Annotated in this window: 18 protein-coding genes and 1 pseudogene; 9 read left to right on the forward strand and 10 right to left on the reverse strand. The window is 70.6% G+C overall.

Features of this window, described 5'->3' with window-relative positions:
* Window positions 1-2 precede the first annotated feature (2 nt).
* The 3 genes and pseudogenes from LRS03_RS25645 to LRS03_RS25655 form a co-directional block, all read right to left on the reverse strand.
* Window positions 3-213 (reverse strand): annotated as a pseudogene (locus tag LRS03_RS25645) (YgaP family membrane protein).
* A complete protein-coding gene (locus tag LRS03_RS25650; protein ID WP_257829107.1) occupies window positions 210-3422 on the reverse strand; it encodes an efflux RND transporter permease subunit in 3213 nt (1070 codons plus the stop codon). The pseudogene LRS03_RS25645 and the gene LRS03_RS25650 overlap by 4 nt, the downstream one beginning before the upstream one ends.
* Window positions 3422-4459, reverse strand: a complete 1038-nt coding sequence (locus LRS03_RS25655) for an efflux RND transporter periplasmic adaptor subunit (protein WP_257829111.1) — start codon at window positions 4457-4459, stop codon at window positions 3422-3424. Before LRS03_RS25655 ends, LRS03_RS25650 begins: the two co-directional genes overlap by 1 nt.
* Before the next feature lie 150 nt (window positions 4460-4609).
* On the opposite strand from LRS03_RS25655, the gene LRS03_RS25660 reads away from it, so the two are divergent.
* From LRS03_RS25660 to LRS03_RS25675, 4 genes are all read left to right on the forward strand, one after another.
* A complete protein-coding gene (locus tag LRS03_RS25660) occupies window positions 4610-4972 on the forward strand; it encodes an ArsR/SmtB family transcription factor (protein WP_257829114.1) in 363 nt (120 codons plus the stop codon).
* 154 nt (window positions 4973-5126) lie between these two features.
* The gene (locus LRS03_RS25665) at window positions 5127-5318 is read left to right on the forward strand and encodes a YgaP family membrane protein (RefSeq protein WP_257829116.1); all 192 of its coding nucleotides are present in this window, start codon (window positions 5127-5129) and stop codon (window positions 5316-5318) included.
* Between the two features lie 10 nt (window positions 5319-5328).
* Complete coding sequence (locus LRS03_RS25670) at window positions 5329-5832, forward strand: CBS domain-containing protein (protein WP_257829117.1); 504 nt, start codon at window positions 5329-5331, stop codon at window positions 5830-5832.
* 9 nt (window positions 5833-5841) lie between these two features.
* Complete coding sequence (locus LRS03_RS25675) at window positions 5842-7275, forward strand: phenylacetate--CoA ligase family protein (protein ID WP_257829120.1); 1434 nt, start codon at window positions 5842-5844, stop codon at window positions 7273-7275.
* A 41-nt stretch (window positions 7276-7316) separates the two neighbouring features.
* On the opposite strand, the gene LRS03_RS25680 is transcribed toward LRS03_RS25675, so the two are convergent.
* The gene (locus tag LRS03_RS25680; protein WP_257829123.1) at window positions 7317-9020 is read right to left on the reverse strand and encodes an AMP-binding protein; all 1704 of its coding nucleotides are present in this window, start codon (window positions 9018-9020) and stop codon (window positions 7317-7319) included.
* A 158-nt stretch (window positions 9021-9178) separates the two neighbouring features.
* On the opposite strand from LRS03_RS25680, the gene LRS03_RS26670 reads away from it, so the two are divergent.
* Window positions 9179-9382, forward strand: coding sequence for a hypothetical protein (locus LRS03_RS26670; RefSeq protein WP_308296472.1), 204 nt, complete (start codon window positions 9179-9181; stop codon window positions 9380-9382).
* A 70-nt stretch (window positions 9383-9452) separates the two neighbouring features.
* The gene (locus LRS03_RS25685) at window positions 9453-10742 is read left to right on the forward strand and encodes a bifunctional aminoglycoside phosphotransferase/ATP-binding protein (RefSeq protein WP_308296473.1); all 1290 of its coding nucleotides are present in this window, start codon (window positions 9453-9455) and stop codon (window positions 10740-10742) included.
* On the opposite strand, the gene LRS03_RS25690 is transcribed toward LRS03_RS25685, so the two are convergent.
* Both LRS03_RS25690 and LRS03_RS25695 read right to left on the reverse strand, forming a co-directional pair.
* Complete coding sequence (locus LRS03_RS25690) at window positions 10716-12047, reverse strand: wax ester/triacylglycerol synthase family O-acyltransferase (protein ID WP_257829124.1); 1332 nt, start codon at window positions 12045-12047, stop codon at window positions 10716-10718. The genes LRS03_RS25685 and LRS03_RS25690 overlap by 27 nt on opposite strands.
* Entirely contained in the window at window positions 12044-12490 is a 447-nt protein-coding gene (locus LRS03_RS25695; protein ID WP_257829126.1) for a universal stress protein, read from the reverse strand. The genes LRS03_RS25690 and LRS03_RS25695 overlap by 4 nt, the downstream gene beginning before the upstream one ends.
* A 101-nt stretch (window positions 12491-12591) precedes the next feature.
* Here LRS03_RS25695 and LRS03_RS25700 point away from each other — a divergent pair, with 101 nt between their 5' ends.
* The gene (locus tag LRS03_RS25700; RefSeq protein ID WP_257829128.1) at window positions 12592-13344 is read left to right on the forward strand and encodes a patatin-like phospholipase family protein; all 753 of its coding nucleotides are present in this window, start codon (window positions 12592-12594) and stop codon (window positions 13342-13344) included.
* Here LRS03_RS25700 and LRS03_RS25705 read toward each other — a convergent pair.
* From LRS03_RS25705 to LRS03_RS25720, 4 genes are read right to left on the reverse strand one after another with little or no spacing between them, the layout of a single operon-like run.
* Entirely contained in the window at window positions 13251-14075 is an 825-nt protein-coding gene (locus tag LRS03_RS25705; RefSeq protein ID WP_257829129.1) for a universal stress protein, read from the reverse strand. The two genes, LRS03_RS25700 and LRS03_RS25705, sit on opposite strands and share 94 nt — an antisense overlap.
* A gap of 38 nt (window positions 14076-14113) precedes the next feature.
* Window positions 14114-14647, reverse strand: coding sequence for a hypothetical protein (locus tag LRS03_RS25710; RefSeq protein ID WP_257829130.1), 534 nt, complete (start codon window positions 14645-14647; stop codon window positions 14114-14116).
* A gap of 20 nt (window positions 14648-14667) precedes the next feature.
* Window positions 14668-15510, reverse strand: a complete 843-nt coding sequence (locus LRS03_RS25715) for a universal stress protein (RefSeq protein ID WP_257829131.1) — start codon at window positions 15508-15510, stop codon at window positions 14668-14670.
* Window positions 15511-15549: 39 nt separating this feature from the next.
* Window positions 15550-15876: a hypothetical protein gene (locus LRS03_RS25720; RefSeq protein ID WP_257829133.1), complete on the reverse strand. Its 327-nt coding sequence runs from the start codon at window positions 15874-15876 to the stop codon at window positions 15550-15552.
* A gap of 564 nt (window positions 15877-16440) precedes the next feature.
* On the opposite strand from LRS03_RS25720, the gene LRS03_RS25725 reads away from it, so the two are divergent.
* Window positions 16441-16932: a DUF2938 family protein gene (locus tag LRS03_RS25725; RefSeq protein WP_257829134.1), complete on the forward strand. Its 492-nt coding sequence runs from the start codon at window positions 16441-16443 to the stop codon at window positions 16930-16932.
* Between the two features lie 77 nt (window positions 16933-17009).
* Window positions 17010-18098 carry a sensor histidine kinase gene (locus LRS03_RS25730; RefSeq protein WP_257829135.1) on the forward strand — a complete coding sequence of 363 codons (1089 nt, stop codon included), beginning with the start codon at window positions 17010-17012 and terminating at the stop codon, window positions 18096-18098.
* Window positions 18099-18104: the final 6 nt, after the last annotated feature.

Consider the following 18104-nt stretch of genomic DNA (forward strand, 5'->3'; position numbering starts at 1 on the left):
GATCAGCAACCCGCGGGCACGCCGAGCTTGCGCAGGATGATCTCCAGCGGGCACCAGCGTGTGAACGAGTCTCTGCAGCAGGTTCAGGCCCACGAAGGCGGTGAACGCGAGCCACCAGGTGCTTACGTAGAGCATGCTGCCTGGCACGCCGAGGGCGAGCGACAGGAGGATGAATGTGCCTGCGAACAGGCGGACAAGTTGCCACGAGTTCATGCGTGTGCTCCTTCTTCAGTGAATGAAACGGCGCTGGTCACCGGCGCATGCCGGTAGGCCACGAAATACAGCAGCGGGATGACGACCAGCGTCAGCAGCGTGCTGACGAAGATGCCGAAGACCAGCGAGATGGCGAGCCCGTTGAAGATCGGGTCGTCGAGGATGAAGAACGCGCCGAGCATCGCGGCCAGGCCGGTCAGCAGGATGGGCTGCGCGCGGGTGGCGGTCGAGCGCACCACGGCGTCTCGCAAGGCCATGCCCTGTGCCACCTGCAGGCGGATGAAGTCGACCAGCAGGATTGAGTTGCGCACGATGATCCCGGCCAGCGCGATCATGCCGATCATGCTGGTGGCGGTGAACGGGGCGCCCAGCAGCGCATGGCCCGGCATCACGCCGACGATGGTGAGCGGGATCGGCGCCATGATGATCAAGGGCGTGAGGTAGGAGCCGAACTGCGCCACCACCAGCAGGTAGATCAGCACCAGGCCGACCGCGTAGGCCGCGCCCATGTCGCGGAAGGTCTCGTAGGTGATCTGCCACTCGCCGTCCCACTTGATGGCGTAGTCGCGCCAGGTGTCGGCGGGCTGGCGGATGAAGCTCTCGCCGAGCGTGCCACCCCCGGGCGTGGCGATGGCCCCGAGCGCGCCGCGCATCTGGAACATGCCGTACAGCGGGCTGTCCACTGCACCCGCCATGTCGGCCACGACGTAGTGCACCGGCAGGCCGTCCTTGTGGTGGATGGGCTGCTCGCGCAGCGTGTCGCTCACCGTCACCAGCTCGCGGATTGGCACGATCTGGCCGCTCGCGCCGCGCACCCCCAGCTGCAGCAGGGCGCCAAGATCGCCGTGGCGCTCGCTCGGCAGCTGGATCGTTGCCGCCGCGGGGTACTTGCTCTGGTCGTGCAGATAGGCGGTGGCCTCGCCGGCCAGTCCGGCGCGCAGCGTGCTCACGATGGCCGACTGCGGCACGCCCAGCAGCGCGGCCTTGCGGCGGTCGACGAGCAGCAGCTTGCGCGGCGCGTCGGCGATGCCGGAGTCGTCGACATCGACGACGCCGGGTGTCTGCTCGAAGGTGCGCCGCACGGCGCGGGCCACCTCGCGGCGGCCTTCGGCCTCGGGCCCGTAGACCTCGGCCACGATGGGCGAGAGCACCGGCGGCCCTGGCGGCACCTCGACCACCTTGACGTTGGCGCCGTGGCGCGCGCCGATCTTCTGCAGCTCGGGGCGCAGGCGCGTGGCGATGGCATGGCTCTGCTCGCTTCGCTCGTGCTTGTCGACGAGGTTCACCTGCAGGTCGCCCACCTCGCCGCCCGAGCGCAGGTAGTACTGGCGCACGAGGCCGTTGAAGTTGATCGGGGCGGCCGTACCGGCATAGGCCTGGTAGTCGGTGACCTCGGGCTGGCGCACGAGGTGGGCACCCAGCTCGCGCAGCACGGCGGCCGTGCGTTCCACCGGCGTGCCGGCCGGCATGTCGACCACGACCTGGAACTCCGACTTGTTGTCGAAGGGCAGCATCTTGAGCATCACGAGCCCCACGGCCGGCAAGGCGAGCGAGACGGCGATGAGGGCCGCGACGCCCACGCCCAGCAGCTTGCGGTTGCGAGCGCCGCGGCGTTCGTCGAGCAGCGGGCCGAAGAGACGCTCGAAGAACGGCCCGATCTTCGCGGCCAGGCCCTTGGGTTCTGCGGCGGCGTGGCCGGTGTGCTTCATCCACAGTCGCGCGAGCCAGGGCGTCACCACGAAGGCGATCGCCAGCGACAGCAGCATGCCCATGCTCGCGTTGATGGGGATGGGGCTCATGTACGGGCCCATCAGCCCGCTGACGAAAGCCATCGGCAGCAGCGCGGCGATCACCGTGAGGGTCGCGAGGATGGTGGGCCCACCCACCTCGTCGACCGCGCCGGGGATCAGCTCGGCGAGTGTCTTGTCGGGGTGCAGCGCCATGTGGCGGTGGATGTTCTCCACCACCACGATCGCGTCGTCGACCAGGATGCCGATCGAGAAGATGAGCGCGAAGAGCGACACCCGGTTGAGCGTGAAGCCCCAGGCCCACGAGGCGAAGAGCGTCACCGTGAGCGTGAGGATCACCGCGCTGCCCACGATGGCGGCCTCGCGCCGCCCGAGTGCCACGAACACCAGCGCCACCACCGAGGCGGTGGCGAAGAGCAGCTTCTGGATCAGCTTCATCGCCTTGTCGTTGGCGGTGGCGCCGTAGTTGCGCGTCTCGGCCACGCCCACGCCTTGCGGGATCAGTGTGTTGCGCAGCGTGTCCACGCGCTGCATCACCGCATCGGCCACGGCGATGGCGTTCTCGCCCGGCTTCTTGGTGATGGTCAGGGTGACGGCGGGGGCGTCGCCGTCCTTTCGGCCGTGCCACACATAGCGCTGCGGCGGCAGCGGGCCGTCGACCACGCGCGCGACGTCTTGCAGGAACACCGGGCGGCCCTGGCGCACGCTCACGATGAGCTCGCCCACGTCGCGCGCATCGCGCAGGTAGGGGCCGGCTTCGAGGGCGAGCGCACGGTCGCCGCCCAGCAGCTCGCCCACCGGTGCTCCGAGGTTGGCCGACTGCAGCGCCTGGCGCAGCTCGGCCACCGTGACGCCGGCGCCCGTCATGCGGGCCGGGTCGATCTCGACCCGCACCGCGCGGCCGGGCCCGCCGATCGTCGTGATTTCGCGCGTGCCGGGCACCCGCTTGAGTTCGGCTTCGAGCGTGTGAGCCACGCGCTCCAGGTCGTAGGCGCCGGTGTCGGCGTGCTGCGCATGAAGGGTGAGCGTGACGATGGGCACGTCGTCGATGCCCTTGGGCTTGATCAGCGGCTCGCCCACGCCCAGGCCGCGCGGCAGCCAGTCGGCGTTGGCATTCACCGCGTCGTAGAGGCGCACGAGCGCCTCGGTGCGCGGCACGCCCACCTGGTATTGCACCGTGATCACCGCGAGCCCCGGCCGCGAGACACTCATCACGTGCTCGATGCCGGCGATCTGCGACAGCACCTGCTCGGCGGGGGTGGCCACCATCTGTTCCACGTCTTTCGCGGCGGCGCCGGGAAAAGGGATCAGCACATTGGCCATGGTCACGTCGATCTGCGGCTCTTCCTCGCGCGGCGTCACCGCCACGGCAAAAGCGCCCAGCAGCAGCGCCACCAGCGCCAGCAGCGGGGTGATCTGCGCGCTCTGGAAGTAGCGCGCGATGCGGCCCGAGATGCCCATCACCGCACCCTCGCCGCGGCTTGCGGGTCGAGCGCGACCCGCTCCCCGGCGGCCAGGCCCGCGAGCACTTCCACGGCGTCGCCGTTCGGTGTGCCGAGGCGCACCTGACGCAGCAGCGGGCGGCCGTCGGCGCCGATCACATACACCGCCGTCAGCTCGGCGCGCCGCACCACCGACTTCGCCGGCACCACCACGCGCGCCGCGCCGGCGGCGCCACCCGGCAGCCACACCCGCGCGAACATGCCGGGCGCGGCGGCTGTGCCGGTGGGCAGGTCGAGGCGCAGCTGCACGGTGTGCGTGGCCGCGTCGAGCGCCGGCAGCGCCTGCCAGCGCAGCGGCACGATGCGCGCGGGCGCGAGCCCCGGGACTTCCGCCAGGGGTTTGCTGTCCGACGTTGGCGTGGCGGTCTGCGGCACCGAGGCCACCACGCGCAGCGCCGCCGGGTCATGCACCGTCACGAGCGGGCGGCCCGGCAGGGCCATGTCGCCCAGCACCACCGACACCTCGGAGACCACGCCGTCGTACGGCGCCTTGACGGTGTAAAAGCCCGACTCGGTACGCATCGCCCCGGCCGAGGCGAGCTGGGCCGCGGCCTGCGCACGCGCCGTCTTGTACTGCGACTCGGCGCGGTCGAGCGCGGCCTCGCTGATGTAGTTCTTCTGGAAGAGCTGCTTCTGGCGCTCGAACTCCTTGGTCGCGGCGTCCTGCAGGGCCTGCGCGGCCTGCGCCTGCGCGCCGGCCGCGGCGGCCTGCTGCTCGGCGGCCCGGGCGTCGAGCCGCAGCAGGACCTGGCCGGCCTTCACCCGCTCGCCCGCGCGCACGAGCACCGCCACCACGGCACCCGGCACCTGCGCGGCGATGGCGGTCTGGCGCACGGCCTCGACCACGCCGTCATAGCTGGCCGAGTGCGAGGCCGCGCCGGAGGCGACGGCGACGCTCGCCAGCGGTGCAGGCGCATCGGCCGCCGCCGGGGACGGCGACGACACCGCCACCAGACAGGCACCCAGCAGGGGAAGAAGCAACAGCTTGGGGTTCATTCGAGTTCTCCACGGCCCTGTCAAGGACCGCTCTATGTACAAGTATTTAACTAAGTGTTTAAATAGTCAAGTAGATGATTGCGAAATGACTCACAGGAAGGCGCGACGATGAGGCATCATTCGGGACCGCAGTCCCTCTCTTGTTTCCCCATGGAAGGTTTGCCGCCCGAAGCCTTGACGCAGGTCGCCTCGTACTTCCAGGCGCTCTCCGAGCCCACACGCCTGCAGATCCTCAACATGCTGCGAGGCGGCGAGCGCAACGTCGGCGAGCTGGCCCAGGCCTGCGGCTACACGTCGGCCAACATCTCGCGCCACCTGTCGCTTTTGATGCAGCACGGGCTCGTCGAGCGCGAGAGCCGGGGCACGGCGGTCTACTACCGCATGGCCGACGAATCGGTCTACGCGCTGTGCGACCTCGTCTGCGGCAGCATCGCGCGCCGGCTGGAGCGCGGCGCCCAGGAGCGCAAGGCCTTCGCACGCGCCCGGCCCACCGCGCGCTCTCAACGGTCCTGACGATCTCATCGCGAGCCTCCACGGGGTTGTGGCGAGAGGCTTCAGATTGGATGCGCGCTTCGTCGCGGCCGGTTGATCCAGATCACGGGCGCGGCCTGTGCAGCAGGCATGCTGCGATGGCAGGCATCGACCACGGCCTGACAGGAGAACGCACATGAACCGAAACGAAGGTGGACTCGACCGCGCCCTGCGCGCCGTCGCCGGCATTGCACTCATCGGCGCCACGCTCGCCGGAGCCATCGGCCCCTGGGGATGGATCGGCGTGGTGCCGCTCGCCACCGCGGCGATCGGCTGGTGCCCGCTTTACACGGCGCTCGGCATCAACACCTGCGGCCTGCGCAAGTAGGCAGGGCGCCATGAGCATTGCCGCGATTTCCAGAACTGACGTCCTGTCGGTCGACCAGCATGCGAGCCTGCGGGAAGCCGCGTCGCTCATGCGTGAACACCACGTCGGTGTGCTGGTGGTGACGGCCAGCGACGGCCAGGGCAGCCAGGCGATCGGCATGCTGACCGACCGCGACCTCGTGGTGGAGGTGATGGCGCGAGACCTGGCGTGGAACGACCTGACAGCCGGCGACATTGCGACCCGCACGCTGGTGTCCGTGCGCGCCGACGCCGACATCGCCGACGCCGTGGCCACGATGAACAATGCCGGCGTGCGCCGCTTGCTGGTGACCGGGTCGCATGGCGAGATCACCGGCATCGTCTCGCATGACGACATCATCGAATCGCTGGCGGCGCAGCTTGCCGGCGTGGCCCTGGCCATGCGCCACGGCGTCACCCGCGAAGCGGCGCAGCGGCAGCAGCTCATCGAGCACCGGCGGCCGGTCTTCCTGCCCTACGGCACGCCGGGCATGTAGCACCCGCGCATGGCCGCACCGCACACTGGCACGTGGCCGTCGATCGACCCCTGGCTGTGGAGCAGCACCGCCGGCCAGGTGATGGCCGCTTCTGTCGCCGGGCCGAAAGCGCTCGCGACCTTGCAGGCGGCGCGGCTGCGTGCGCTGCTGGGCCACGCGAGGGATGCGTCGGCCTACTTCCGCGGCTTGCTGCGCGACGTCGACCCGGCCACGGTGGCCCTGCAGGACCTGCCCGTCACCCACAAGCGCGACCTGTTGGCGCACTTCGACGAGTGGGTCACCGACCCGGCGCTACGGCTGGGTGAACTGCAGGCGTTCATGGGCCGGGGTGAGTGCATCGGCGGTGCCTATCAGGAGCGCTACACCGTCTGGCAGAGCTCCGGCAGCTCGGGCGAGCCCGGCGTCTTCGTGCAGGACCCGCCGGCCATGGCGGTCTACGACGCGCTGGAGTCGCAGCGGCGCCTGTGGTCGGTGCGCCGCTGGCTCGACCCGTGGTGCATGGGCGAACGCATCGTGTTCGTCGGTGCCACCGACGGTCACTACGCGAGCGTGGTGTCGATGCGCCGGCTGCGGCGCCTCAACGGCCTCCTGGCCGCGCACCTTCACGATGTGTCGTTCCTGCAGCCCACGGCCGCACTCGTCGCGCAGCTGAACACGCTCGCGCCCACCGTCATCACCACCTACCCGAGTGCCGCCGTGCTGCTGGCCGACGAGTACCGCGCGGGGCGCCTGCGCTGCCGGCCGCGCGAGGTGTGGACCGGTGGCGAGTCCCTCACGCCGACGATGCGTGGCTGCATCGAGCAGGCCTTTGGCTGCACGGTGGTCAACAGCTTCGGCGCGTCGGAATTCCTCGCGCTGGCCTCGCAGTGCCGCGCCGGTCGGCTGCACCTCAACTGCGACTGGGCGATCCTCGAATCTGTCGACGAACACGGGCGGCCCGTGCCTGAAGGCTGCCTGGGCGCGACCTCGCTGCTCACCAACCTGGCCAACCGGGTGCAGCCGCTGATCCGCTACGACCTCGGGGACCGCATCGCGGTGCACACCCGCGGCTGCGAATGCGGCTCGTCGCTGCCGGTGATCGAGGTCCACGGGCGGCATGACGACACCCTGCATCTGGCGCCGGCTGGTGGCAAGCCGGTCAGCCTGCTGCCCCTGGCGGTGTGCGCGGTGCTGGAAGAAGAAGCGGGCCTGGTCGACTTCCAGGTGGTGCAGTGCGGGCCGGCCGAACTCGACGTCCTCATCGGCCGGGACGACTCGCCGGCGCATGTGGCCTCGCAGCGCGCGGTTGACGCGCTTGGCCGCTACCTCGCGCGCATGGGCGCCGCGGGCGTGCGTGTGTCTTGCCACGAGGGCCGGCCGCTTCAGCACGGCCCGGGCGGCAAGGTGCAACGTGTGGTCGCGCTCGGCGCCACGCGGGCGGCGGACGTGCGCCGCAGAACCTGACCTGGGGCCCAGGCCCCGCGCCTGCACACGGCCCCGGAGGGTCAGGGCGCGGGAACGGTGCGTTCCTGGTGGATCAGGTCGTCGCGCAGCTGGCGGTGCAGCACCTTGCCGAGCGGGGTGCGCGGCAGCTCGTTGCGGAACGCGAAGATCGTCGGCTGCTTGTAGCGCGTGAGGTGGGTGCGGCAGTGCTCGCGCAGCCTCTCTTCGGTGAGGCCGGGGTCGCTGCGCACGACCACCAGCGCCACGGCCTCGCCACCGGCGGCGCTCGGCACGCCGACCACGCCGCAATCGGCTATGCCCGGGCAGGTGCGCACCACGTCCTCGATCTCGGCCGGGTAGGCCTTGAAGCCCGAGACCACGATCAGGTCCTTGGCCCGGTCGACGAACTGCACGTAGCCGGCCGCGTCCATCCTGCCGATGTCGCCGGTGCGCAGCCACCCGCCTTCGAGGAACACCTTGCGGGTTTCGTCGGGGGCGTTCCAGTAGCCCTGCATCACCTGCGGGCCGCGCACGCAGATCTCGCCCACGCCCTCTGGCGGCAGCGGCTGGCCGCTGTCGTCGAGGATCGCCACTTCGGTCGAGGGGATCGGCAGCCCCAGCTTGCCGGTGTATGCCATCGCGTCGACCCGGTTGGCGCAGACGATGGGCGAGGTCTCGGTGAGGCCGTAGCCTTCGACGATCGGTACGCCCATCACACGCTGCCAGCGCTCGGCAACCTGGCGCTGCACCGCCATGCCGCCGGCCACGCAGAGCTTCAGGGCGCCATCGTTGGCACGCCGCACGCCGTCGATCCCCGGCGCGTTGAGCAGGGCATTGAACAGCGTGTTGACGCCGGTGATGACCGTAAACCGCGTCTTCTGCAGCAGCTCGATGAAGTGCGGAAGGTCGCGCGGGTCGCTCACCAGCACATTGGTGCCGCCCAGCTTCACGAACATCAGCAAATTGGCCGTGAGCGCGAACACGTGGTACAGCGGCAGCGCGGTGATCACGGTTTCTTCGTCCGGCGCGAGGGTGTGGCCCAGCCATGCGGTCGTCTGCTCCACGTTGGCGAGCAGATTGCCGTGGGAGAGCACGGCGCCCTTGGGCCGCCCGGTGGTGCCACCGGTGTACTGGATGAACGCCATGTCGTCGGGCCCGATCGCCACCGGCACGCTCGCCCGGCGCTCGCCCACCGCAAGCGCCTCGCGCAGCGTCAGCGCCTGCGGGATCGACCACGGCGGCACCAGCTTCTTGATGTCGCGCACGACGAAGTTGACGAGCCATCGCCGCGCCGGCGTGAAGAGGTCGCCGATCTGCGTGACGACGACGTGCCGGAGCGTCGGCACGCGGGGCAGCGCCTCCTGCAGCGTGTGCGCGAAGTTCTCGAACACCACGATCACGCTCGCCTGCGCATTGGAAAGCTGGAACGCCAGTTCGCTGGCAGTGCACATCGGGTTCACGTTGACCGCGGTCAGGCCCGCCTTCAGCGTGCCGAAGACGGCGATCGGGTACTGCAGCGAGTTGGGCAGCATGACCGCGACCCGCGCGCCGCGCGGGAGGTTCAGCCCCTGCAGGAAGTTGGCGAACTGGTGGACCAGCCGCTGTGCTTCTTCGAAGCTCAGCCGGCCGCCCATGTTGACGAAGGCGGTGCGCGCGCCGTAGCGCTCGCAGCAGCTGTCAAAGAAGTCGCCCAGCGAGCGGAACGGGTGCGGGTCGATCACGGCCGGCGTGCCGGGCGGGTAGCTTTTCAGCCAGGGCTTGTCCATGGGGTGTCTCCGTCGTGTGGGGGTGTGTGTCCAGTCCACCCTAGTGCGTCGACGGCCACCGTGCCTTGCGCCTTGTCAAAGGCGCGCCGGTGCCGGCACCCTTCTGCGATTGCGGGATCTCAAGCGCCGGGACACGCCACACCGGCAGACTGCGGCCGATGCACGACGCGCCTCTCGATCTCGCCGGCCACGCCGCCTACCTGCAGGCCCTGCGCCGACAGCTGGAAGCCTCGACCGGCCAGCCGGTCGAATGCCTGCAGACGCACATCTCCAGCCTCTTGCTCACGCACGGAACTCGTCTACAAGTTCAAGAAGCCGCTGCGGCTGCCGTTCGTCGACTTCAGCACCGCGCAGCGGCGTGAGCAGTGCTGCCGCGACGAACTGCGGCTGAACCGGCGGCTCGCACCCTCGCTCTACCTGCGGGTGGTGCCGGTGGCGGGGCCCGTCTCGGCGCCGCACCTGGGCGGCGAGGGCACGCCGATCGACCATGCGGTGTGCATGCGGCGCTTTCCCGCCGGGGCGCTGTTGTCGCAGCGCCTGGCCGAAGGCCGGCTGTTGCCGGAGCACATCGACGCCCTGGCGCTGCGCCTGGCGCAGTTCCACGCCGCCGCGCCGCACGCCGCGCCGCAGTCGCCCTTCGGCTCGCCGGCCTCAGTGGAGTCGCGCCTGCAGGCCGTGCTCGACCAGCTCGCGGCGCAGCACGCCGACGCGTCGCCCGTCGGCGCGTGGGCGCTGGCCCGCTGTGCCGCCCTGCACGAGGTGCTGGCGCAGCGCAAGGCCGATGGCGCGGTGCGCGAAGTGCACGGCGACCTGCACCTCGCCAACACGGTGGTGCTGGCCGACGGCGAGGTGACCGCCTTCGACTGCATCGAGTTCGACCCCGCGCTGCGCTGGATCGATGTCATGGAGGACATCGCTTTCACCTGCATGGACCTCAAGGCCCGCGGCCGCCCCGAGCTTGCCTGGCGGCTGCTCGACGCCTACCTCCAGCACAGCGGCGACCACGCCGGCCTGCAGGTGCTGCGTTTCTACGAAGTGGGCCGTGCGCTCGTGCGGGCGCTCGTCGGGCAGCTCACGCCACCCGGGGGCAGCGCGGCCGCGGTGGACTACCTCGCATGCGCGCGCCGGCTGGTGCAAGAGGGCGACCGTGGCCCGCGCCTGGCCCTGACGTGCGGCGTGTCGGGCTCGGGCAAATCGGTGCTGGCAGCGCAGCTGCTGGAAGTGACCGGTGCGGTGCGCCTGCGCTCCGACGTCGAGCGAAAGCGGCTCTTCGGCCTGGCGCCGCTGCATCGCTCTCGCGAGGCCGGTGTCGATCTCTACACCGCCGAGGCGACGCAGCGCACCTTCGAGCAGTTGCGCGAGCGGGCGCAGCGGGCGTTGCAGGCGGGCTACCCGGTGATCGTCGATGCCGCCTTCCTGCGGCGCGCCGAGCGCGATCGCTTCCGCCAACTGGCCGGCGAACTCGGCGTGCCCTTCGTCGTCTTCCACTGCACGGCTGGACTGCGCACCTTGCGCGAGCGTGTGGCCGATCGTGCGGCGGTCGGGGCCGACCCATCCGAGGCCACGCCCGAGGTGCTCGCCCGCCAGCTCGAACAGCAGGAAGCGCCGGCCGCCGACGAGGGCACGTGGACGCTGCAGGTCGACACCGAACGGTCTCTCGACCTGGCCGCGCTGTCGGCGCGCTGGCGCGACGGCTCAGACGCGCCGGCGTGCACCGCGTGAGCGGGGTTTCGCGACACGCCGCCGTGCCCGCGGCGTCACGCGGCGCGCGAGGGCGGTGAACTCGCGCTCGAAACCCTGCGTGATGGCCTGCGGGTCGGGCACCAGGCCGGCATCGGCCATCACCGTGAGCGTGGCCATGCCGCGGTAGCTGAAGAGGCTGATGCCCACGCCGAGTTCGTCGCCCGGATGCGGCACGCAGAACATCATGCGTTCAACCGGCACGCCGGCCAGCTGCACTGTCTCGCGCGGGCCGGCGACGTTGGTCAGCACCAGGCTCGCCTTGCTGCCGAAGACCTTGCTCGCCACGTCTTCCAGCACCTTGGGCCCGCGGCCGAAGAGGTCGAAGAGCGCCTGCATCGCCAGCGCCTGAGGCGACTGCTTGAGCGCGTCCATGCGGGCCTTGGTGAGGGCCAGGCGCCGCGCGGCGGTGGCGGCCGACACCGGCAGGTCGAGCGTCACCAGCCCGAACGCATTGCCGAGCAGGCCCACGCGCTCGGCCGGGCGCAGGTTCACCGGCACCATCGCGCGCAGCGTGGCTTGCCGCGCATCCACGCCCTGGCGCAGCAGGTAGCGCCGCAGGGCGCCGGCCGTGGCCGCCACCAGCACGTCGTTGACCTTGGCGTCGACGGTGGCGCCAATGGCCCGGGCGTCGGCGATCGGCACCGGCTTCGACCAGGCCACCCCCTGCGTGGCGGCGACGCGGCCCTTGAACGGCGACACAGGATCGGCGGGCTTGAGCAGCACCGTCGCGAGCGACGAGACGGCGCTCGCCGCTTCGAGTGCGGTGTCAAGCGTGGTGGTGTGTGGCGTGCGCGGGCGCGCCGCCGCCGGCATCGCGACGCGCCGCCGCGGCACCGAAAACACCTTCGCTGCCACGCTCATCATCGCCAGCCCGTCGCCGATGCAATGGTGGTAGCGGAACACCAGCGCGCTGCCGCGCCCGACCCGGTCGACCACGTGCGCCTGCCACAGCGGCACCGCATGGTCGAGCGGCTGGCTCGCCAGCTGGCCGACGAGCGCGAGCAGCGCTGCCTCGTCGTGCGGCGCCGGCAGGGCGATGCGGTGCAGGTGGCGGTCGATGTCGAAGTCGGGCACGTCTTCCCAGGCCGGGGCCGCCAGCGGCCAGCCCGTCTCGACCACCCGCTGCCGGAAGCGCTCGAAGAGGAGCAGACGCCGTTCGAGCACGCTGCGCACGCGGGCAAACGCCAGTGGCGCGGCCGTGGTGGCGATCATCGTGACGATCGCCGGGTTGGACGCGCTGTCCATGTGGTACCAGGCCGCGTCGACGGGATCGAGCGTGTTCATTTCCGCTGCGGCCTCACCAGGAGCACTGGCACCGGCGTGTGGCGCAGCACACCCTCGGCGGTGCTGCCCATCAGGAGGTGCGACAGGCCCTGCCGGCCGTGCGTGCCCATCACGATCAGCTCGCAGGGCCACGAGCGTGCTTCTTCGACGATGGTCTCGGCCACCTGCCCCGTGCAATCGCGCAGCACCGTCTCGCAGTCGACCGAGCGACGGCGGGCCTTCTGGCGTGCGTGCGTGAGCACCCGTTGGCCCTGCGCGCGCAACTCGGCATGCACGCTGCCGTACTCGGCGGCGGTGAGCATGTCGGCCGCGGCGGTGGACGGGTCGACCACGTAGACCACGCGCAGCGCGGCGCCCTGGTCGCGTGCCAGGGCCAGCGCTTCGCGCAGCCCCTCCTCGGAGGCCTTGCTGCCGTCCACCGGCACGAGAATGTGTTGGTACATCGTGTCCCGTCCTTGCGCTGTCAGCCATTCTGGTGAGCCGCGGCGGGGGCGGCTTGAGGCAGCGCAAACGCGGGGCCGGCGCACGGCTGCACGATGCGGCGATGAATGCGGTCGCACCCGTTGCTACGCCATCGCCGCCACCGGCACGCAGGCCGGACAAATTCAAGGTGCTGTCGCTCGCGGGCGGGGGCTTCCTCGGCCTGTACACCGCCTGCGTGCTGGAGGCGCTCGAAGCCCGCGCCGGCAAGCCGCTTGGCCGCTGTTTCGACCTCATCGCCGGCACCTCGGTCGGCGGCATCCTCGCGCTTGCGCTCGCCTTCGAGGTGCCGATGAGCCGGCTGATCCGCCTCTTCGACGAGCACGGCACCGCGACCTTCTCGTCGCGCGGCCTGCCCGCCGGGCCGATGTCGAGGCTGATCGACCTCACGCGCTCGGTGCTTGGCCCGAAGTACTCGGGCGAGGCGCTGCGTGCCGTGCTCGCGGCCGAGCTGGGCGATCGCACGCTCGCGCAGGCCTTGCACCCACTGGTCATCCCGGCGGTGGAGGTGAACCGGTGCTGCACCAAGATCTTCAAGACGCCGCATGTGCCGGCGTCGGCCGGCGACGAGACGCTGCTGGCGGTCGACGTCGCTATGGCCACCAGTGCCGCGCCCGCCTACTTCCCGGCGCAGCGCATCGGCGAGCGCCTGGCGAGACCGACATGCGCTGGCTCTTCGGCAGCTTCCTGGCCGGGTGACGTGGCGCTTCATTGCGCCATCGTTCAATGCGCCATCAGCACCGGCAGGCCCGGGTCGCGTGTCATCGACTTGGTGGTGCCCCCGAGCAGCCATTCGCGGGTGCGGCTGTGGCCGTAGCAGCCCATCACCAACAGGTCGGCATCGACCTCGGCGGCGAGCGAGCGCAGGGCCGATGCGGCGTCGCGCGTGTCGGGCAGGGGCGGCGCCATGACGCACTCGACGCCGTGCGCCGACAGGTACTGCGCGATGCGCATCGCGCTGGCCGGGCCGCTGTCGTCCAGCGTTTCGGCGGTCACCAGATGCACCCGGTGCGCCTGCTTCAGCCACGGCAACGCATGCGCCACCGCACGCACCGACTCACGCGTCGGCTTCCATGCCACCAGCACCGTGGTGCCGATCTCGGCCGGCGGCGTCGCCGGCAGCACCAGCACCGGCCGGCCGCTGTCGATGGCCACGGCGGCGGCGTAGTCGGGCGGCAGCTCGTTCTGTGCCGCCGCACCGCCGCGCATCACCACCAGGTCGACGTACATGGCCTGCAGCGGGAAGTCCCAGCTGGTGGTCCGCACCGCCTCGCACCAATGCACGCGGGGCAGTTCCTTGAGCGCCGTGATGAGCCGGATCTTGGTGAGCGCGCGCTGCTGTTTGTCGAACTCGTCGAGCTGCGCGGCGGCCATGTAGCTGCCGTCGAGCGCCGTCGAGGCGGGGAACCGCGCCACCGAGGGGGTGACGGCGTAGAGCACCTGGGCCTGGGCGTCGAAGCGTTCCGCGAGGCGCTGGACGGTGCGCGCATGCTCCGTGCACCCGGGGTTGTCGTCCACGTGCAGCAGGAGGGTCTTGGGGGTGTCCATCTTGGGCCTAGGGTGGGTGTGTGGGGGGAGGGGGGCGTTCAGCCGGGCACGCGCTCGTCCAGCGGCCATAGCCTTGCCAGCCGGGCCAGCGTCTCGGTGCCGGTGCCCGGCGAGTCGTAGCGCCAGGTCACCGGGCCCATCGACAGCTTGCCGATCCGGCCCGACTGGATGTTGACGTGGCGTGCCGGCAGGCCTCGGGCGTTGAGCGCGCGGGCTTCGTCTTCGGTGCCGGGGTCGCCCTGGAAAAAGAGCCATCCGGAGATGAACTGCTGTTGCAGACGCGACAGCTCCGGGCGCAAGGCTTCAGGCACCGGTGAGTCCTCGGGCTCGCCCCGGCCGTGCCGGCTCAGCGCCACCCAGCGGCCGCGCACATCGTCTTCCAGCGAACGATAGAGGACGTCGGCGCGGCCGTCGGGGTTGGCCGGCAGCATGAAGTAGCTGCATTCGTCGACACCGTCGCGCATGCCGACGTACCAGCCGTAGACGTCGCCACGCTGGGCGAACCACATCACCGCATAGAGCAGCCCGGCCCCTCGCGGCGCGTAGGCGAGGTGGACATGCGATTCGATCATGGCATTCGTGCGCCCACGCTTCAGTGCGACATGAGCACCGGCACCGTCATCGACTGCAGCAGGCCCCGCGTGGCACCGCCGAGAATCCGCTCCGACAGGCGCATGTGCCCGTAGGCCCCCATGACGATGAGGCCGGTGCCGAAGTCCGACGCGCGGGAGAGCATGGCTTCGGCGATCGGCATGGCCGCGGTTTCCATGCGCACGTCGGCGGTGACGCCGTGCCACAGCAGCCATTTCTGCAGGGCGTCGAGGCGGCGTCGCATCGCCTCGCCGGTGCTGGTGGGGTCTTCGTTCCACGCGACGACCTGCACGCTCTCGCACTTGCGCAGGAGTGGCAAGGCGTCGGAGACGGCACGCGCCGCTTCGCGGCTGTCGTCCCAGGCCACCAGCGCGGGTTTGGAGAGCGAGTCGAAATGCCCCGCATGCGGCAGCACGAGCGTGGGCCGGGCGCAACCCAGGACCACCTGCTCGACCAGGTCGGAGGCGAAGGCCCCCAGGGGCGACTTCGCTTCGTCCTGGGTCAGGATCACGAGGTCGCTGCAGTGCGCACGCTCGATCAGCGAGTCGGCCTTGTCGCGTTCGTCGATGACGACTTCGAAGGACTTGAAGCCTGCCTTGGTGCAGGCATCGTGGAAGCGCTGCGTGGCGGCTTCCGCCTGGTCGCGCAGCGCGTCCCAGGCGAGTGCCATCAGGTCGGACTGCGCGGCGGCAGCGGCCGGCACCGTGGGCATGTATGCCGCACCCGTGGGGGCCGCGCCGACCAGATGGCAGTCGTGCTCGCGGGCCAGCCGGATCGCGAACTCGATGCGCTCGGCGCAGTGCGCGTCGCTGTCCAGGTGGACGAGGAAGCTGTGGAATTGCATGGCGGTCCTGTGTGCGCGCGTCGGTCGTCGGGCGAGGCGCTAGCGGGCGGCGCCCTGTTTCGGTTTCAGCGGCAGGCAGGCGTCGCGCCTTGGCTGGCCGGGCATGTCTCGGCCCCGCTCCTTGGCCCGCGCCGTCATCTGCTGGTGATGCTCATCCATGTAGGCGCGGCATTCCTCGTAGGTCTTGAAAGACGACATGCGCTCGCGATGCGTCTGCCGTTCTTCGCGGCTCATCATCGGCCAGCCGGGGGTGTCATCACGGCCCCAGCGTGGCCCCGGTCCCGGTCGGCCACCCGGGGCAACGCACCCGGCGGCAGGCGCGCTCGCGCCGGAGGCGAAGACGAGGAAGAGAAGCGCTGATTTCATGGCAGACCTCGCAAATCGTTCGACGCCATTTCAGCGCCAAAACCGAACGGCACCTTGACGTGGATCAGAGCCGGCCGTCATCGCCGGCAACGACCCGCTTCGTCGACGATCGCATCGGTGGCGCGCTGGGCGGAGGTTTCGCACACCACCGATTCGCTGGCGATGGGTGGCGCTGGCGCCTGCGCCGCGTGACCACTCGGTCGATCGAAGAGACCGCTCCCGGCCATGTGCCGACCGTTCGTCTCATGGGACTGTCCGCACGTCGCTCCACCGCCGAAAGTGCAGCCATCGAAGACATCCCGTCCTCGATGCAACACGAAGGAACCTCCATGAACGCCACCCCGCAAACCCCCTGCAATTGCACCACCTGTCCCGGCGCTGGCTGCGCCTGCGGCTGCCAGCAAGCTGCCGCACCGACCGCCTGCGCCTGCGGCCCCCAGTGCCCCTGCGGTCCGCAGTGCCAGTGCGGCATGCAGTGCCAGTGCGGCGCAGGCACCCGCTGCTCGCAATCCTGAGCCCGCGGGTCGATCCCGTCCCGCGCACCCCACCCACAGGAATTCACCCGTGAACAGCTACTTTCTGGCCTATCTCGGCGGCATCGTCGGCGCCGTGCTGATGGACGTCACCGAGTCGCTCGCCGCGCGAGCGGGCCTGACCAGCGGCGTCAGTGTTGCGCTCGTCGGCCGCTGGGCACTGGGCCTGCTGCGTGGGCAATGGGCGCATGCCGACATCACCCGCTCCCCGGCCCGGCCGGGCGAGGAGCGGGCGGGCATGGCGTTCCACTTCCTCGTGGGCGGCGGCGGCGTGGCCTTGCTTTATGCCGTGTGGCTGCAGCTCACCGGCTGGACGCTGCCCGCGCATCGCCTGTGGGGCGGTGTGGCCTTCGGCGCGGCGACCTCGCTGCTGCCCTGGCTCGTGCTGCTGCCGGCCTTCGGCTGGGGCTGGTTCGGGCGGCGCGCCCCGAAGGGGTCGAACGCGCTCCTGGCCAGCATGGTGTCGCACCTGCCCTATGGCCTGGGCGTCGGGGCCGTGATGGCGCTCGGATCCGGTCTGTAGACCGCCGTCGCTTGGCACTGTTCGGTGCCGACCCTAAAGTCGATCCGCCACTCCGCACGAGCGACGACACTGTCCGCATGTACCTGTCTTCCACACCCCGCGCCGAGCCGAGGCCTCGCAGTTCGAGAGCTGCCGTTCAGTTCGTCGTGGCCTCGGCGGTTGTCTGGGCCGTCGCCGCGGCCCTGCTGTTCATCCTGGTGCCGGGGCTGGAGAGCTTCCCGCGTCTGCTCGTGTTCTCCGAATGTGTGGGCCTGACGATGGTGGCCTGCGTGGTGCTGCTGCAGCGGCAGCGCCGGCTCGAACGCCTGGCCGCCGGCACCCGCTGGCTGCTGACCGGCGTGATCGCGATTCCCGTCGGCTACCTGCTCGGTCACCAGATCGCCTTCCTGTTGCTGGGCGAACCGATGCGCCTGGTCGGGCACCAGCACATCAGCCTGGTGCCGATCCTCTTCACGGTGCTGGTGGGCGGGCTGGGCCTGCGCCATTTCGCCACGCGCGAACAACTGGCCCGGGAGGCCGCGGCGCGTGCCGAGGCCCAGCACCTCGCGGTCGAGGCGCAGTTGCGCCTTCTGCGCACGCAGCTCGAGCCGCACATGCTCTTCAACACGCTGGCCAACCTGCGCGGGCTGGTGCGCGAAGACGCGGATCGCGCCGAGGCCATGATCGACCGGCTCATCGTCTACCTGCGCGGCACGTTGTCGGCGTCGCAGACGGAGTCGGTGCCGCTGGGGCGTGAGTTTGCGCAACTGCGGGCCTACCTGGAGATCATGTCGTTGCGGATGGGGCCAAGGCTGACCTTCCGGCTGGAGCTGCCCGCCGAACTGGAAGGCACCCAGGTTCCGCCGATGCTGCTGCAGCCCCTGGTGGAAAACGCGATCAAGCACGGACTGGAGCCCAAAGTCGGATCGGCACGCATCGAGGTGGTGGCACGCGCCACCGATGCGGGCATCGAGATCCGCGTCGACGACGACGGCCTGGGTCTGCCCGCGCCGGATCACGAGACACCCGAAGACGGCGCCCCGGCCGGCCCCGAAAGTTCGAGCTACGGTCTGCGGCACGTGCGTGAGCGGCTGAAGGCGGTGTATGGCCCTGCGGCGCGCCTCGACCTCGAGCGGCGCCAACCCGCCGGGGTGAGTTCCATCGTGTTTTTTCCCCGGCCCACCTGAGCGCCC

It is taken from the genome of Rhizobacter sp. J219, from assembly GCF_024700055.1.
In the GTDB taxonomy this organism is placed as follows: Bacteria; Pseudomonadota; Gammaproteobacteria; order Burkholderiales; family Burkholderiaceae_C; genus Rhizobacter.

Coding starts and splice junctions, on each gene's coding strand:
- LRS03_RS25650 (WP_257829107.1), bottom strand. CDS start 3,422: ATGGGCATCTCGGGCCGCATCGCGCGCTACTTCCAGAGCGCGCAGATC.
- LRS03_RS25655 (WP_257829111.1), bottom strand. CDS start 4,459: ATGAACCCCAAGCTGTTGCTTCTTCCCCTGCTGGGTGCCTGTCTGGTG.
- LRS03_RS25660 (WP_257829114.1), top strand. CDS start 4,610: ATGGAAGGTTTGCCGCCCGAAGCCTTGACGCAGGTCGCCTCGTACTTC.
- LRS03_RS25665 (WP_257829116.1), top strand. CDS start 5,127: ATGAACCGAAACGAAGGTGGACTCGACCGCGCCCTGCGCGCCGTCGCC.
- LRS03_RS25670 (WP_257829117.1), top strand. CDS start 5,329: ATGAGCATTGCCGCGATTTCCAGAACTGACGTCCTGTCGGTCGACCAG.
- LRS03_RS25675 (WP_257829120.1), top strand. CDS start 5,842: ATGGCCGCACCGCACACTGGCACGTGGCCGTCGATCGACCCCTGGCTG.
- LRS03_RS25680 (WP_257829123.1), bottom strand. CDS start 9,020: ATGGACAAGCCCTGGCTGAAAAGCTACCCGCCCGGCACGCCGGCCGTG.
- LRS03_RS26670 (WP_308296472.1), top strand. CDS start 9,179: ATGCACGACGCGCCTCTCGATCTCGCCGGCCACGCCGCCTACCTGCAG.
- LRS03_RS25690 (WP_257829124.1), bottom strand. CDS start 12,047: ATGAACACGCTCGATCCCGTCGACGCGGCCTGGTACCACATGGACAGC.
- LRS03_RS25695 (WP_257829126.1), bottom strand. CDS start 12,490: ATGTACCAACACATTCTCGTGCCGGTGGACGGCAGCAAGGCCTCCGAG.
- LRS03_RS25700 (WP_257829128.1), top strand. CDS start 12,592: ATGAATGCGGTCGCACCCGTTGCTACGCCATCGCCGCCACCGGCACGC.
- LRS03_RS25705 (WP_257829129.1), bottom strand. CDS start 14,075: ATGGACACCCCCAAGACCCTCCTGCTGCACGTGGACGACAACCCCGGG.
- LRS03_RS25710 (WP_257829130.1), bottom strand. CDS start 14,647: ATGATCGAATCGCATGTCCACCTCGCCTACGCGCCGCGAGGGGCCGGG.
- LRS03_RS25715 (WP_257829131.1), bottom strand. CDS start 15,510: ATGCAATTCCACAGCTTCCTCGTCCACCTGGACAGCGACGCGCACTGC.
- LRS03_RS25720 (WP_257829133.1), bottom strand. CDS start 15,876: ATGAAATCAGCGCTTCTCTTCCTCGTCTTCGCCTCCGGCGCGAGCGCG.
- LRS03_RS25730 (WP_257829135.1), top strand. CDS start 17,010: ATGTACCTGTCTTCCACACCCCGCGCCGAGCCGAGGCCTCGCAGTTCG.